The organism is Mesorhizobium muleiense (assembly GCF_900099905.1).
GTDB classification, from domain to species: domain Bacteria; phylum Pseudomonadota; class Alphaproteobacteria; order Rhizobiales; family Rhizobiaceae; genus Mesorhizobium; species Mesorhizobium muleiense.
On record NZ_FNEE01000031.1, the window covers coordinates 1 to 15,468 of the forward strand.

The window sequence follows — 15,468 nt, forward strand, 5'->3', positions numbered from 1 at the left end:
CCCTCTCTTCCTTACCCCCGGAATCATCAATCCGATTCTGTGCAAAGGCCTCCTTGTGGGAGAAGGTGGCCGAGCGAAGCTCGGTCGGATGAGGGTGTTCCGGGGACACCAACGTCTCATTCCTTCCAGCACCCCTCATCCGTCTCGGCGCTGCGCGCCGATCCACCTTCTCCCACAAGGGGAGAAGGAGAAGGTTGGCGCGCCTAAAGCGCCTTCACCGCCACCTTCACCGGCTGCTCGATTTCCAGCGGGTTGCGCAGCGGCAGGCCGAAATCCTTGGCCTCGATCTCGAAGACGTCGCCGGCCTCGGTCCTGACGCCGTCTGCGAAGGACAGTGTCGCGGTGCCGAACATGTGCACATGCACGTCGCCCGGCTGGCGGAAGGCCGAATATTTGAAGTGGTGATGTTCGAGATTGGCGATGGTGTGCGACATGTTCGCCTCGCCCGACAGGAAAGGCTTTTCCCACAGCAGCTGGCCGTCGCGGAGGATGCGCGAGGAACCCCTGACGTCGGACGGCAGCTCGCCGATCAGGATTTCCGGCCCGAACGAAGCGTTGCGCAGCTTGGAATGCGCGAGGAAAAGATAGTTCACGCGCTCGGTGACGTGATCGGAAAACTCGTTTGACAGCGTGAAGCCGACGCGGAACGGGACGCCGTCGTCGCCGATGACATAGATGCCGGCGACTTCCGGCTCCTCGCCGGCATCCTCGGCGAAGGCGGGCGACAGAAGTGCCGCACCGGGCGCCACTGCCATGGTGCCGTTGCCCTTGTAGAACCATTCCGGCTGCACGCCGGTCTGGCCCTTGGCCGGCTTGCCGCCCTCCAGCCCCATGCGGAACATCTTCATCGAATCGGTGAGCTGCTCCTCGCCGTCGCTGCTGAGCTTCTTGTGCATGGAATCGCGGGTCGCGGCAGAGCCGAGATGTGTCAGCCCGGTGCCGGTGAGGTGGAGATGCGCCGGGTCGGGATGGTTGATCGGCGACAACAGCCGCCCCTTCTTGTAGGCGGCATCGAGGTCGACCGCTTCACCAAAACCCTTGCGCTCGATGAGGGCGACAAGTCCGGTGCCGGTGCGCGCGGCCTCCATCGCCAGCGAATAGACGCTGCGGGCGCCGTTGATGATTCTGGTCTTGCCGCCGTTGCGGGCGACGACGCGGATGGTCTCCGCCTCGTCGAGGATTTGGGAAATCAGCATGACGTACCCTCTCTCAATTGCCTTGGCCGGCCTGCCGGTCTGGCAAGCTTTTCCTGGCGCAGCTCGGACGGTGTCCGCGCCACGGGTGAAATTCTTCGTCCGGATTGCGCTCGCGGGCCCGGTCCCCTGGGGGACTTCCTTGCGTCGCCCGGCAGCGCCGCGATGTGACCCGTGCCTCCTAAAAGCGCGCCGCGTTTGAAAACGGGCCCGCTTTAATCCTTGCTTTCATGCGTGCCGTTGTCCCAACACGCTGCACATCTTTGGCGACATGTATGAGTTCCCTCGCCCTCAAGCCTTGTTCTTGTTGTAGACGTCGAAGACCACGGCGCCGAGCAGCACCAGGCCTTTGACCACCTGTTGCCAATCGACATTGACGCCCATGATCGACATGCCGTTGTTCATGACGCCCATGATGAAACCGCCGACCACCGCGCCAACAACCTGACCGACGCCGCCCATCGCCGAAGCGCCGCCGATGAACACAGCGGCGATGACGTCGAGCTCGCTGCCGAGGCCGGCCGCCGGCACCGCCTGGCCAAGGCGCGCCGCAATAATCAGCCCGCCGAGCGCCGAGAGCACGCCCATGTTGATGAACACCATCAGGGTCAGCCGCTCGGTCTTGATACCCGATAGCTGCGCCGCCTTGGCATTGCCGCCCATTGCGTAGATGCGGCGGCCCACCGTCATGCGTTTGGTGACGAAGACGAACAGCGCGATCAGCACGCCCATCACCACGAGAACGATTGGCAGACCCCTGTAGGTGGCGAATTGGTAGACCAGAAACAGCGCCAGAGCGCTGGTCACCAGGGTCTTGACGACGAACAGCGAGAACGGCTCGGCTTCGTAGCCGTGCCGCTCGCGGCTGCGCCGTGCCCTGAGCCCGAAATAAGCATAGGCGACCACGGCAATGAGGCCGAGCACGATCGTCGTCATGTGCAGCGTCAGGCCGCTGCCGACGATTGTCTTGCCGGCGGCGTTCACGACCGGCGGGATCAGCGTCAATGAGCCGATCACGTCGGGAATGAAGCCGGAACTGAGCGCCTTGAAGCCGGCCGGAAGCGGCCCCACGGAAGACCCGCCACCCAGCAGCGCCTGGCAGATGCCGCGGAAGATCAGCATCCCCGCCAGCGTGACGATAAAGCTCGGTATTCGGTGATAGGCAATCCAGTAGCCTTGTGCCGCGCCGATTGCACCACCGACGATCAGGCAGATGATCGACACCACCAGCGGATTGCTAAACGGGCCGAGCGGCCAGATGACCATCATCATCGCCGCCAGCGCGCCGATGAAACCGGCGACGGAGCCGACGCTGAGATCGATATGGCCGGAGACGATCACCAGCAGCATACCCAGCGCCATCACGATGATAAAACTGTTCTGCTGCACCAGGTTGCTCAAGTTCACCGGCTTGAACAACGTTCCGGACGTCGTGTACTGGAAGAACACCATGATGGCGATAAGCGCCAGGATCAGGCCGTATTCGCGCAGGTTGGTGACCAGCGCCGAGACGGCAACGCGCGGCCCTTGCTGCACATCTTCGGCGACGCCGCTTTTCGGGACGGGACCGCTTTCGGTGCTCATGATGCTTTTCCTTCTCCGCGAACGATGGCGCGCATGATCTTTTCCTGGCTGGCATCGCTCGCCGCCATTTCGCCGACGATGCGTCCTTCGTTCATGACATAGATACGGTCGGTGATGCCGAGCAGTTCGGGCATCTCGGACGAGATGACGATGATCGCCTTACCCTCCGAGGCGAGCCGCGCGATGATCGTGTAGATTTCATACTTGGCGCCAACGTCGATGCCGCGCGTCGGCTCGTCGAGGATCAGCACCTCCGGATTGGCGAACAGCCATTTCGACAGCACCACCTTCTGCTGATTGCCGCCTGATAGATTGCCGGTCATCTGATAAACGCTGGACGAGCGGATGTTGGTCTTGGCCTTGTAGTCGTTGGCGACGGCGAGCTCGCGCATGTCGTCGATCACGCTGTGGCGCGACACGCCGGGAAGATTGGCCAGCGTGATGTTGTGCTTGATATGATCGATCAGGTTGAGACCGTAGGTCTTGCGGTCTTCGGTGACGTAAGCAATGCCGTGTTCGACTGCCTTGCTGACAGAGGAGACATCGATGGGCTTGCCCTTGAGCAGCACCTCGCCGGTGATGTGGCGGCCATAAGAGCGGCCGAACAAGCTCATCGCGAATTCGGTGCGTCCGGCGCCCATCAGCCCGGCGATACCCACCACCTCGCCCTTGCGGACATCGATATCGATACCCTTGATCACTTGCCGCTCGGCATGGATCGGATGATAGACCGACCAGTTCTTCACCTGCAGCACGACCTCACCGATGTCAGGCTCGCGCGACGGATAACGGTCGTCCAGCGAGCGGCCGACCATCGAGGTGATGATGCGGTCTTCCGAGATGTCCTTCTTCGCCAGCGTCTCGATCGTCCGCCCGTCGCGGATGATCGTGACCTTGTCGGCGACCCGGTTGATCTCGTTGAGCTTGTGCGAGATCAGGATCGAGGTGATGCCCTGCCGCTTGAATTCGAGCAGCAGGTCGAGCAGAGCCTGGCTGTCCTTTTCGGACAGGCTCGCCGTCGGCTCGTCGAGGATCAGCAACTGCACTTCCTTGCTGAGCGCCTTGGCGATCTCGACCAGTTGCTGCTTGCCGACGCCGATATTGGTAATCAGCGTCTTGGGGTCTTCCTTAAGGCCCACCTTCTTGAGCAGGGCGCTGGTGCGCGTCTCGTTGGCGTTCCAGTCGATGATGCCGTAGCTGGCGTGTTCGTTGCCGAGGAAGATGTTTTCGGCGATCGACAGCATCGGCACCAGTGCGAGTTCCTGGTGGATGATGACGATGCCGCGGCGCTCGCTGTCGTGGATGCCTTTGAACTGGCACTCATCGCCGCGATAGACGATTTCGCCGTCATAGGTGCCGGCTGGATAGACGCCCGAAAGCACCTTCATCAGTGTCGACTTGCCGGCGCCGTTCTCGCCGACCACGGCGTGGATCTCGCCTTCCTCGACGCTGAGGTTGACATTCGAAAGCGCCTTGACGCCGGGAAACGTCTTGGTGATGTCACGCATCTCCAAAATCGTCGAGGCCATCGGGAATACCACTCCTGCGAGATCCGGAAACATACCGGGGTCGTTCACTGACGAAAAGGGGCCCTGCGTTGCGCAGGACCCCGGTTTTACGTCTGCGGTTACTTCAGTTCTTCGGCCTTGATGTAGCCGGAATCGACCACCAGGGCCTGGTAGTTCGACTTGTCGACCTCATGCGGCGTCAGCAGGATCGAGGGGACGACCTTGACGTCGTTGTTGTAGGTCTTGGTGTCGAGGCCCTCCGGCTTGCCGCCCGAGAGCACCTTGTCGACGAGCTCGACCGTCGCCTTGGCGAGTTCGCGGGTGTCCTTGAACACGGTCGAGTACTGCTCGCCGGCGATGATCGCCTTGACCGAAGCGGTTTCGGCGTCCTGGCCGGTGACGATTGGCCATGGCTGATCGGCCGTGCCGTAACCAACGGCGCGCAGTGAGGCGATGATGCCGCGCGACAGGCCGTCATATGGCGAGAGCACGCCATCGACGCGGCTGCCATCCGAGTAGTGGGCGGAGAGCAGATTGTCCATGCGGGCCTGGGCGGTGGCTGCCAGCCAGCGGAGCGTGCCGACCTTGTCCATGCCCATCTGGCCGGACTTCACGACGAGGGTCTTGTCGTCGATCAGCGGCTGCAGAACGGACATGGCGCCGTCGTAGAAGAAGAAGGCGTTGTTGTCGTCAGGCGAGCCGCCGAACAGTTCGACGTTGAACGGACCCTTGTTCTCGGGATAGCCGAGGCCCTTGAGCAGCGATTTCGCCTGGATGACGCCGACGCCGAAATTGTCGAACGTGGTGTAGTAGTCGACATTCGGGGTTTTCTTGATCAGCCGGTCATAGGCGACGACGACGACGCCGGCGTCAGCCGCCTTCTGCAGCGCGTCCGACAAGGTGGTGCCGTCGATCGAGGCGATGATCAGTGCCTTTGGGCCCTTGGTGATTTCGTTTTCGAGCTGGCTGAGCTGATTGGGGATATCGTCCTGCGCATATTGCAGGTCGACAGTGTAGCCCAGAGCCTCGAGCTGGGACTTGACGGCGTCGCCGTCGTTGATCCAGCGCTGCGAGGTCTTGGTCGGCATCAGCACGCCGATGAGGCCTTCGCCTGCCTGCGCCGGGACCGTCATGGCCGCGATGCTTAGGGCCGCGACGGCGGCCAGTGTCTTGATGATCTTCACATTAACTCTCCCTGGTTGATGGACGCGCACCCTGGGTTTCGTGGGCCGCGCGATCGTGCAGGAGCGCCAAAACGCGCCGCTGCCGCCATATCGATCTCCGGTATCCTCCCAATCGGCCCTGAGACTCTGGTTCCGGTCGATGCGATTTTTCTCGCTGGCGACGGTCAGGTTTCAGGACGCGCAAAGGTGTGGCGCTTTGCCATAACTGTCAAATGCGATCTTTGGTAGTTGCTATACCCAAACTGGTATACTGAAAGTGGCCAAAAGAATTGAAAGTAGCCAAAAAGATCGGGCCGGGATTGCCGGCCGGCCACCAGCGAGGAGCAAACGGACATCATGGCGGCGCTCCGGGATTTTCACGGACTTTCAGAGGGTTATGGGGAACGTCCCGGCAAGAGTGAGACCTTGCTGCGCAGCGGCCTCAGTCTGCGCCACATGCGCATGATCGCAGCCCTCGACGACCATGGCCGGGTCAGCGCGGCAGCCCAGGTCATGAACATCTCCCAGCCCGCCGCCTCGCGCATGATCGCCGAGATGGAGGCGGTGCTCGACGTCAAGCTGTGCGAGAGGCTGCCGCGCGGCATCACGCTGACGCCCTATGGCAAGGCGTTGGCGAGGCGCGCACGTTCGATCCTGCTCGAGATGCGCGAGGTCGACCGCGAGATATCCGAGCTCAAGGCGGGCAAGGGCGGCTCGGTGTTCCTGGGCGCGGTGACGGCCCCTGCAATCGAGCTCGCCGTGCCGGCGATCCGCGAGATCCGGCGCATCTATCCGCGTATCGAGATCACCATGCAGGTCGAGACCTCCAATGTGCTGGCGCGCGAACTGATCGCCACACGTCACGATTTCATCATCGCGCGCATCCCCGAGGACCTCAATCCGCGGCTGTTCGAGGCCCGCGTCATCGGCGTCGAGAAAGCCTGCCTCATCGTGCGCCGCGGCCACCCGCTGGCCAAGGGCAAGGCGGTGCGGCTTGAGGAGACCGCCGCCTATGACTGGGTTTTCCAGTCGGGCGGCTCGCCGCTGCGCCAGGCGATGGAGAGCAATTTCCTGAACCGCAACATCGCGCTGCCGGACCGCATCCTCAACACCAGCTCGCTGCTGCTCACCCTGGTCATGGTCGCGCAGTCGGACGCCATCGCGCCGGTGTCGATCCAGGTGGCGAAGTTCATCCAGAACCCGGAGGGGCTGGCCGGCGCCATCGACGTCGTCCAGACCGAATTCGACATCGAGGTCAGGCCATACAGTCTGATCACCGTAAAAAATCGCGTGCTTTCGCCGGCGGCCAAGATGCTGCACGACTTCATTTTGCGCGAGGTGGGCTGACGGCGTTAAATCAAGCGATCCATTGCCAATCCACTCTTCGGCCATGTCGCTTCAATCCCGGGTCGCTTCAATCAGAATATCGCTCGAGCGAAGGAACCACACCGGGCCGTGCCGCGTCATAGAAGCGGGCTCCTGTTGCAGGGCCCAGGGAGCTATCGATGATCAGGCTTCTCCTCGTCTTCGCCGCGATGCTTGCCGTCGCGTGCGGCGGGGCGCGTTCGGCCACGCTGGACCTGGCGACCGTCAATCAGGCCCAATTCAGCGCTGGCGAACCGAAGGAGGTCGATCCGACGCTGCTCAAGGCGCAGATTCTTTTGGATCGCGCCCGCTTCTCGCCGGGGCTGATCGACGGTCGCCTTTCAGAGAACTTTGCCAAGGCACTCGCCGCCTTTCAGCAGGCGAACGGACTCCGATCCGATGGCAAGCTCACTGCGGAGACCTGGCGCAAGCTTACGGCGACCTCCGCCGACCCGGTGCTGGTCACCTATGAGGTGACGCGCAAGGATTTGCGCGGACCCTTCACCAGGCGCATTCCGGCTCGCATGGAGAGGATGGCCCGTCTGCGGCGGCTCGCCTATCGCAACGCGTTGGAGAAGCTGGCGGAGCGCTTCCATGTCAGCGAAAAGTTGCTCAGGATGCTCAATCCGGGCGCCGGCTTCAGGAAGCCAGGCAGGACCTTGATCGTGCCTGATGTTGGCCGCGGCGATCCTCCCGCGGCCGTTGCCGGCATTGAGGTCGACAAGGGCGCTCGCCTGGTGCGCGTGCTCGATGCTTCCGGCAAATGGCTCGCAGTCTACCCCGCCTCGATCGGCAGCGATGAAAAGCCGGCGCCAAGCGGCACGGCGGAGGTCAAGCGCGTGGTGCGCAATCCGACCTATCACTACGATCCGGATTTTGCCTTCAAGGGAGTCAAGACCAAGCGTCCCTTCACCATCGCTGCCGGGCCGAACAATCCCGTGGGATCGGTGTGGATCGATCTCTCCATCGAAAGCTACGGCATCCACGGCTCGCCCGAACCTGGCAAGATCGGCACAACCTTCTCGCATGGCTGCATCCGATTGACCAATTGGGATGTCGAAGATCTCGGCTCCATGGTGCAGCCGGGCACGAAAGTCGAGTTCAAGGACGAGATCGCCCGCCCCGTCGACGAGCTTGCTCCGTAGCAAAGCGGACTGGCCCGCCACCTGCTCTCGCAAGGCCCGGGCGCGCGCCGGCGACGGTGCCGGATGACATCATATGGACCAAGCGCGTCATTCAGGCTGGTGGCGACGCTATGTGGTGGTAGAAGACTCGTCCGACGACCCCGGCAAACGATCGCGAATGGCTTCCTCAGTTCTGTTTGCGGTCGATTCCACAACTTTGCCGACCTTGCCTGCTAGGGTGCCTGCACCCGAGCCTTGCCGGTCGGCCTCTTCCTTGACCGTTTCGTAGGCCTCGGCGGCAACTTGCTTTGCTTGCTCCAGGCCCGTTTCGAAAACCTCCTCCGCACTGTCGCGAATTTTGTCGCGGTAGGCGCCAAGTTGCTCGTCCTCTGTGGCTGTGTGGGGCAGCATCACCCCGATGGCAGTGCCCAGCGCAAGGCCGACAGCGGCGATAGCCAGCGGTTCGCGCTCGAAGAGGTCTTGTGCCGATTGGCGCGTCCGAGCCGCTATCTCGCTGGCGCTTGAGCCGAGCTGTCCGGCGGTTTTTGTCATCCTCTCCTTGGCGCCCGTTGCAGCGTTTGCTGCAGCTTCGGCCGCGTCGCTTGCTGCTGATGTAACCGAACCGGCGGTATCGGAGAGCATCGCCCCGATTCCGGACCCTTCGCTGCCCTGGCTGAAATCATCGCCGCGCAAGTTAGAGAAAGCGTCAGGAGCTGTGCCTGTCCGATAGGCGGCGGCAGCTGAGTTGGTTGCCGACGTGCCGTCGCCCAGCATCAGCCAGGCCAGGCCGGCTCCAATCAACGTCAATGGCAACGGGTTGTCCCTGACTTGCGACTTGAGGTTGCCAAGCATGGCAGATCCCTCGCCGCCTGCAAACATTCCGGTAAATTCGTCGAGCAATTGACCCGGTGTCATCTTGCTGCGGATCGATTCGGCGGTGTCTGCTACTTTGGCCCGGGCGATGTCGGCATCGCGTTCAAGCTCGGCTGCGGATTTGTCGCTCATCTCATTTGATCCTTGATCACGCGTGCATCGCGCTTCAGTTGGTCTTGTGTGCGATCGGGCGTCAGCTCGGAAGGAGCCATGCTTTTCGTGCCGGAGCGCAAGAGAATGACCCCCAATACCGCGACAATGATCCCGACCAGCAGCGAGGACCATCCCGCTCCCAGGCCGGCACTCGCCAGGGCGATTACAAGTGCTTGCAAAAGCACCATCAAGGCGGCGAGAAGGCATATTGCGCCGGCCAGAACCTCGGCGGCGCCTGCGCCGGCCTTGCTGATTTTCTCCGACATTTCGGCCCGCAACAGCCTACTTTCGGTTTGAAGCAGGGTTGTGACCTGCTGTGCCAGATCGCTGACGAGGGTTGCGAGGCCGCGACTTTCCTGGTTGTTGATCATGGCTTCCGCTCCGGGCTTTCGCCGGCCCAGTCGCCACCGGCCGGTTTTCCACCGGCCAAGTCATCGCCGGCCCTGTCGTCTCTCCTGTCGTCTCTAGGCTGATTGAAGGGGGGCGGCGTAGTGTCAGGTGCCTCTGCCGATCGCGTAGCGGACTGATCCGAGTTCGAAACCGTTTCTGAACCCCCGTCTGTTTGCGATCGACTCGGTGTCTCGGTCCGGGCAGATGGCGGCGTGCTCTTGATAAACCGCCCCAGCGCCAAGCCTGCCAATACTGAGCCGGCTATCAGCGCCCCTGAGTTTTCGCGGCCGAAAGACCGCATCTCGCCAAGAACATCTTCGAATGGTTTGTCCTTCAACGAAGATGAAAGGCGTTCAAGCGAGCCGGCGGCATCGAGGGTGAACTTCGAAGCGGTCCGTTGATTGTTATTGGCCAGATGCTCGCTTGCTGCTCGCAAGGCTCCGCTAAAGGCCTTCAGGTTGGAGCTGATATCGCGCTGTGTTCCCTCGGCTTTGTCGAACAACGCCTGCTTCGCTTCAGCAGCGTAGTCGCCCGCCCTCCTGGCGAGTTCGTCGCGAGCGTCGTGTAGCGCCTCTGTCGCGGTCTGCGTTTCCTGCTGGAACCGTTCGGACAGTTCGCTTTTGGCTGTTTCGAAATCGGCCGGCTTACGGCCCTGATCGTCTTCGCGCTGCATGGTATCTCCTAATGGAATCCGAGGAAGGAGAGGATCGCAAGCACGACGACGACAAGGCCGATGAGATAAATGACACTGTTCATGGTGGCAATCTCCTCCATTGCCTAACGAACTTGGCGGGGGCAAACAGGTTCCATCACTTCAAGCTAAAATAGCAATCGCTAACCAATCTCTGGGCCGGGTGAAGTCTCTGGGAACTTCGCACGCGCCGTGAGCCAAGACGCGGACCTAGGCGGGCCATGCGGAGCGCCTCGGTGCTCCGGACCTCAAAGGCTCATGGTCGGACTGCATAATGACGCGCCACGCCTAGCTCTCATTAAGGTCAAAGCTCACCGGAAGGTTGTAGTCTATTGCACGATTGGCAATCATGTTCGCCAGGTCGGAATCTGAGACCGAACATGCCGGTACGATCTGTTTGAGCGCCTTAACGGCGAGCCCCGTCGATATGAAACTATGGCGCCGCCTCCGACTATTTACATACTGTTCGATGAGATTTTCGAGCTCACGCATGTGCAATCCTTCTTTGACGTCAACTGTGCCAATTGAAGCCAGCCGTAATCGATCCGGAGCGAGGGCTCATTCACATTGTTTATTTGAAGAGAAATCTTGATGCCGCATCAGTGCGCCGACGCGTCTTGGCCGAGGGCGGTCACCGTGGCTCATGGAAGAGATTTAGGTAAGTCGTATCAAAGTCGGCCAGTAAGGCCAATCGCTGGAAATCAAGGATAACAATCCTGCGGTCTTTCCAGATAACCAGGTCCTTCGCTCGAAGCTCCTGCAGTGTCCGATTCACGTGAACTACAGATAGACCAAGCACGTCCCCCATTTCCGCTTGCGTCAGTGGAATAGCGAACTTCTGGTCAGAGGCCAATCCGACTATCTCTAATCGGACATACAACTCGCAAATTATATGTGCGAGATGCTGTTTGGCGGAGCGACGCCCGAGGCAGGTTATCCAGGTCCTTTGGATCGAGGCGTCGATAGTCGTCGAAAGCCAGAGCATCCGGGTGAGATGTGGACTTCCACCCATTGCTGTAAGCAGGTCTTTGTGTCGAATGAAAACTACATCGCACGAACCCAGCGCGCTCACGCTGTGATCCATCACTTTTAGCAGTAAACTATGCAGATCGACAAAGTCTCCCGGCACGTGAATTGCCGTTATTTGACGCTTTCCTTCCCGAATAGCCTGGTTTCGAACTGCGAACCCATTCGCGACAAGGCAGCTTTCGGTGGGGCGGGATCCCTCCCTGACGATCTCCTCATCGGGTCCGAAAGTTACCGGCCGAACCGGAAGAGCCTCAATGAGCGCGATCTCGTCTGGCGGCAGGGTGTCGCGGCGGTCGAGCATGTGAACCAGGAGGTCTTTGCCGAACATCGCGGTGCCTTTTGAGCAGATCAGGCATCGAGTTCCAGCGGCTCGTGCCAATTGACATGCCGCAGGTCCCGAGCATCTACGACTTGGCCTGTCGGACACAGATAGAAAAGGTCGCTCTCATGTTCGACTTCTTGGCTATGTCGCTTGCCGGTCATGGGCGGCCCTGGTTGTGAAACGTTCGGTCGTCGTTCGAGATCCGTTCTTGTGTGGTCACGGCGTTTCCGAGCTTCCGAGCCTCCCGATACAGGGTCTCGCGATCATTGCCGTGCTTGCCAAAAAGCTCGCGGATCTGCGGTATTGAGAGGCCGAACTTGGTAGCGAAATAGCGGAATTCATAGTCTTGGTCGCGCGCGACGCGGTTTCCGTCGCCAGAACCTCTATTGCTCTTGTCGTCGGCCATTTGGGTTCCTCCCTGGCTGGCCTTCAGATCAAGCGCAAACGCGGATCAGCGTCTTTTGTTGCCGCCGCTTATTAGAATCACGTTATGTTCTATCCGGCTGATGTTTGCCGCTCACCTGATGATGTGGTCCTGTGAGGTGCGGCGCCGGCCGGCCCGACTGGGCAAGCTGGAGCGGGTAGCGGGAATCGAACCCGCGCGTTCAGCTTGGGAAGCTGACAAGCTACCATTACATCATACCCGCGCAGCAGCCTCGTTACCACGCAAGCCGGCATTCGGGCAATCGTTATGCGTATACTCGTGTGCACTCGTGCCTTGCCAGCGGGCCGACTGTTACTCCGTCGTGGCAACGGCATCGTCTGTGGCAAAGGCCGGCCAGTATTTCGAAATGGCCAGAGTGGCCCCGATGGTAGAAAAATGGCCATAGTCGAAATAGAGGAACTGGCCTGCGTCGGCGTAAGAGCAGCGTCCGGCGCTACAGAGGAAATTCAGCGGATCGATAAAGGTGGCGCCTTTGGTAAATGCGCGCACACGGTTGTTGATGTCGGGATCCATGGCCATTGGCCACGACGTATCATCGAGATTTTCGCGCTTTGCGAAGAACGCGATTTTCCGAACATCGGTTATGAACTGCGGGGACTGGCCGATGACAAACACACGCACACCCAGACCACGAACGGTATCGATCGTTTGCTGGAGACCGTCGAAACTTCTGGCCTCATAATCGGTCCACCGACCGCTGAGCACGACCGTCTTGATGCCAGCGTCCTGGATAATCTTCAGGGCTTGCTGATTGAACCGCATGCAATCCGGGCGTCCATAGGAGAAGTAGGAGAGAATCGGGGGACAGCCCGCGTAGGTGTATTCCACGATATTGGCCCGGAGTTGATTTATGTTGGCGTCCAGGCCTGGAACATAGTGGGCGGCGAACGAGTCACCCCACAACAAAACGGTTGTAGGGAAGCCGCGTGTGCGCGTGCAATCCTCGATATTCCAGTTTTCGATCCGGCTGAAGCCCTCGTTGAAACAGGTGCCATTGCCCCAGTCCCCGACAGGAATCCGCTGTTGGACATAGTCTGGAAAGCGTTGCGGAAAGCCGTTGCCGAGCGCCCCCGCCGCCCCGCCAAGGCAAAGAACAGCGATTGCGCCCGCTGAAAAGGCGAAGATGGGCGCCGGGGCGGTGAAGCTCCTTTTCTGCCGAAACGGCTGCTCGACGTACTTCCAGGAAAACGCAGCCAGCGCGAGGCTTGCTACCGTCAACGCAACGGTCATCGACGGGTCGAATTCTTCTAGTGAGAGATAGTGCGCGAACGCATTGATCGGCCAGTGAACAAGATACAGCGAATAGGAGATGAGGCCGATCCATACCAGCGGTCGGACTTCGAGCAGGCGGGTAATCATCGTCGAGGGGCTGTTTTGGCCGACATAGATAAGCAGGACCGTTCCGACGCAAGGATACAAGGCGTTGTAGCCCGGGAACGGATCGCTCTCCGAAATCGTGAAGAACCCGATGGCAAGAAGGCCAAATCCGGCCAACCCGAGCAGTTCCATAACAAACCGGCTGCTCAGGGGCGGGGGGCGTTTCAGCATGAGCACGGCGCCCAGCATGAGCTCCCAGATCCGTGTCGGCAGCAGGTAGAATCCCGCGTTTGGCGCCAGCCACGTCGCCATGACCGCCAGCACGAAGCTGCCGAGGATGATCGGCAGGAGTATCGTCAGCCAGCGTTTGCCAAAATAGCGATAGATCAGGAACATCAGGATCGGGGCAAAGATATAGTACTGCTCCTCGACCGAAAGCGACCACGTATGCAACAGCGGTCGGAGCTCAGCATCGATCGAGAAGTAATTTGACGTTTTCCAGAAATAGATGTTCGACCAGAAAGTCGAAGCCGCTATGACGCTGAGACTGAATTCATGCAGATCCGACGGTAGAAGAATGAACAAGGCCGCAATACAGGTGAGAAGCGTGACAAAGATCAGCGCCGGCAGGATGCGCCGGGCGCGGCGCCAGTAGAAGCTGACGATCGAAAACTGGCCGCGTTCAAGGTCGTCCAGCAGGCTTCCGGTGATCAGGTAACCAGATATGACGAAGAAGATATCGACGCCGGTAAAGCCGCCTGGAATTGCCGAGATGCCGAAATGGAAGAGTACGACCGGCAGTACCGCAACGGCCCGAAGACCATCGATATCGCGCCTGTACTTCATTCAAGAAGCCCTGTGTTCGCAAGTCGCGGTGAGGCAGCGCAGTCCGTCCATCACCGGGCGATGAGTCTGGCAGTTCGATATCAACTGGTTACCCTCTGTCGCCCAATTTTGCTGCACTGCAACATAAGTGTCAAGAGCACAATTCGGCAAAGCGCCGCCCAGAGCAACTGAGTAGCAACTGAGCGATCGCCTTGATGCCGGGCGGCCAAGTGCGTATTTCTGGAGTTGTGCCCGAATCGGGGCAACCGAATCTGGAGACACGCCTTGTCCGCACTGACGCGCTTTCTCGGCGACACGCCGCTCCGGGTGCTCCTGAAGCTGCTGGTGCTGTCGTTCCTCGTCGGCCTTGTCATGAACGCTTTCGGCTGGTCGCCGATGGATGTGCTCTACGGCATCCGCAATGCCTTCGTCGATCTCTGGAACCTGGGCTTCCGCGCTATTGACCGTTTCCTCGGCTACATCCTGCTGGGTGCGGCGATCGTCATTCCAGCCTTCATCCTGCTCAGGATCGCCAACTACCGGAAATAGAGCAGACGCCGAACCGAAGGTCAGCGTGCGTCAGGCGAAGCCTGAGGCCGTTTCGAACAGGATGGCGTGGCGCGCGGCCAAAGCCGCCACGTCAGTCGAATAGCCGCCGCCGATAACGCCGCAGACCGGGATGCCGAGCGCGCGGAAATGACGGATCGCCATGTCGTCGCGCGCACGCAGCCCGTCGTTCGACAGCGACAACCTGCCGAGCCGGTCCTCGGCATGAACGTCGACCCCGGCATTGTAGAAAACGATGTCCCAGCGCGCCCTGGCGGTGAGTTCCGGCAGGATGCCGCCCAACCTTTCGAGATAGGCCGCATCGCCGATGCCGTCGGGCAGGGCGATATCGAGGTCGGAAGCGGTCTTGCGCGTCGGATAGTTACGATCGCCATGCATTGAAAAGGTGAAAACGCGCCTTTCAGCGCCCAAAATGTCGGCCGTGCCGTCACCCTGATGCACGTCGAGATCGACGATCAGGATATTGCCGGCGGCTGCTTCGGCAAGCAGCACCAGTGAAGCCACCGCAACATCGTTGAAGGTGCAGAAGCCGGCGCCTTGCGCGCGCCGCGCATGATGGCTGCCGCCGGCGGTATTGCAGGCGATGCCGTTCAGCAACGCCAGCCGCGCCGCCAGCACGGTGCCACCCGTTGCGAGCTGCGCCCTGAGCGAGACGCGCGGGCCTACCGGAAAGCCGATCTCGCGCTCGATTTTTTCTGGCACTTCGCAGGTCAGCACCTGGTCGACATAGCCGGCGGCATGGGCAAGCTTCAGCCATGATGCCGGGGCCGGCTCGGGCATGTTGAGCGCGGCGGGGCCGGCCAGTCCGCGCGCGCCCAAGGCTTCCATCAGCAGCTTGTATTTGCTCATCGGAAAACGATGGTTGACGGCAAAACCGGCGTCGTAGTCGGGATGATGAACGATCTGCAGGGGCATGAGC

14 protein-coding genes and 1 tRNA gene are annotated in these 15,468 nt (G+C 60.7%); 3 read left to right on the top strand and 12 right to left on the bottom strand.

What is annotated here, in order from left to right:
* Positions 1–203 precede the first annotated feature (203 nt).
* The 4 genes from araD1 to chvE form a co-directional block, all read right to left on the bottom strand.
* Complete coding sequence (araD1, locus tag BLT09_RS30420; protein ID WP_023802192.1) at positions 204–1,196, bottom strand: AraD1 family protein; 993 nt, start codon at positions 1,194–1,196, stop codon at positions 204–206.
* Between the two features lie 288 nt (positions 1,197–1,484).
* The gene (gene mmsB, locus BLT09_RS30425) at positions 1,485–2,777 is read right to left on the bottom strand and encodes a multiple monosaccharide ABC transporter permease (RefSeq protein WP_091600226.1); all 1,293 of its coding nucleotides are present in this window, start codon (positions 2,775–2,777) and stop codon (positions 1,485–1,487) included.
* Entirely contained in the window at positions 2,774–4,306 is a 1,533-nt protein-coding gene (gene mmsA, locus BLT09_RS30430; protein WP_091600227.1) for a multiple monosaccharide ABC transporter ATP-binding protein, read from the bottom strand. Before mmsA ends, mmsB begins: the two co-directional genes overlap by 4 nt.
* A 98-nt stretch (positions 4,307–4,404) precedes the next feature.
* On the bottom strand, positions 4,405–5,469 hold the full coding sequence (chvE, locus tag BLT09_RS30435) for a multiple monosaccharide ABC transporter substrate-binding protein (RefSeq protein WP_091600228.1): 1,065 nt from the start codon (positions 5,467–5,469) through the stop codon (positions 4,405–4,407).
* 336 nt (positions 5,470–5,805) lie between these two features.
* Here chvE and BLT09_RS30440 point away from each other — a divergent pair, with 336 nt between their 5' ends.
* Together BLT09_RS30440 and BLT09_RS30445 are read left to right on the top strand one after the other, a co-directional pair.
* Complete coding sequence (locus BLT09_RS30440; RefSeq protein WP_091600229.1) at positions 5,806–6,795, top strand: LysR family transcriptional regulator; 990 nt, start codon at positions 5,806–5,808, stop codon at positions 6,793–6,795.
* 158 nt (positions 6,796–6,953) lie between these two features.
* Positions 6,954–7,958, top strand: coding sequence for a L,D-transpeptidase family protein (locus BLT09_RS30445; protein ID WP_091600230.1), 1,005 nt, complete (start codon positions 6,954–6,956; stop codon positions 7,956–7,958).
* Positions 7,959–8,066: 108 nt separating this feature from the next.
* On the opposite strand, the gene BLT09_RS30450 is transcribed toward BLT09_RS30445, so the two are convergent.
* The 7 genes from BLT09_RS30450 to BLT09_RS30485 all read right to left on the bottom strand — a co-directional run bounded on the left by BLT09_RS30450 (position 8,067) and on the right by BLT09_RS30485 (position 14,003).
* A complete protein-coding gene (locus tag BLT09_RS30450) occupies positions 8,067–8,942 on the bottom strand; it encodes a hypothetical protein (RefSeq protein WP_091600231.1) in 876 nt (291 codons plus the stop codon).
* Positions 8,939–9,334 (bottom strand): phage holin family protein, encoded by a 396-nt coding sequence (locus BLT09_RS30455; RefSeq protein ID WP_208602564.1) that lies wholly within the window; start codon positions 9,332–9,334, stop codon positions 8,939–8,941. The genes BLT09_RS30450 and BLT09_RS30455 overlap by 4 nt, the downstream gene beginning before the upstream one ends.
* Positions 9,331–10,026: a hypothetical protein gene (locus BLT09_RS30460; protein ID WP_208602565.1), complete on the bottom strand. Its 696-nt coding sequence runs from the start codon at positions 10,024–10,026 to the stop codon at positions 9,331–9,333. Before BLT09_RS30460 ends, BLT09_RS30455 begins: the two co-directional genes overlap by 4 nt.
* 649 nt (positions 10,027–10,675) lie before the next feature.
* Positions 10,676–11,401: a Crp/Fnr family transcriptional regulator gene (locus BLT09_RS30470; protein WP_287345642.1), complete on the bottom strand. Its 726-nt coding sequence runs from the start codon at positions 11,399–11,401 to the stop codon at positions 10,676–10,678.
* 151 nt (positions 11,402–11,552) lie between these two features.
* Positions 11,553–11,801, bottom strand: a complete 249-nt coding sequence (locus BLT09_RS30475; RefSeq protein WP_023802203.1) for a DUF3606 domain-containing protein — start codon at positions 11,799–11,801, stop codon at positions 11,553–11,555.
* A gap of 167 nt (positions 11,802–11,968) precedes the next feature.
* Positions 11,969–12,042 (bottom strand) — tRNA-Gly (locus BLT09_RS30480).
* An 89-nt stretch (positions 12,043–12,131) separates the two neighbouring features.
* Positions 12,132–14,003: an acyltransferase family protein gene (locus tag BLT09_RS30485; RefSeq protein WP_091600232.1), complete on the bottom strand. Its 1,872-nt coding sequence runs from the start codon at positions 14,001–14,003 to the stop codon at positions 12,132–12,134.
* 264 nt (positions 14,004–14,267) lie between these two features.
* Here BLT09_RS30485 and BLT09_RS30490 point away from each other — a divergent pair, with 264 nt between their 5' ends.
* The gene (locus BLT09_RS30490) at positions 14,268–14,531 is read left to right on the top strand and encodes a DUF6460 domain-containing protein (RefSeq protein WP_091600233.1); all 264 of its coding nucleotides are present in this window, start codon (positions 14,268–14,270) and stop codon (positions 14,529–14,531) included.
* Between the two features lie 30 nt (positions 14,532–14,561).
* Here the strand turns inward: BLT09_RS30490 and BLT09_RS30495 are convergent, their stop codons facing one another.
* Positions 14,562–15,464: a histone deacetylase family protein gene (locus tag BLT09_RS30495; RefSeq protein WP_091600234.1), complete on the bottom strand. Its 903-nt coding sequence runs from the start codon at positions 15,462–15,464 to the stop codon at positions 14,562–14,564.
* Between the last annotated feature and the right edge of the window lie 4 nt (positions 15,465–15,468).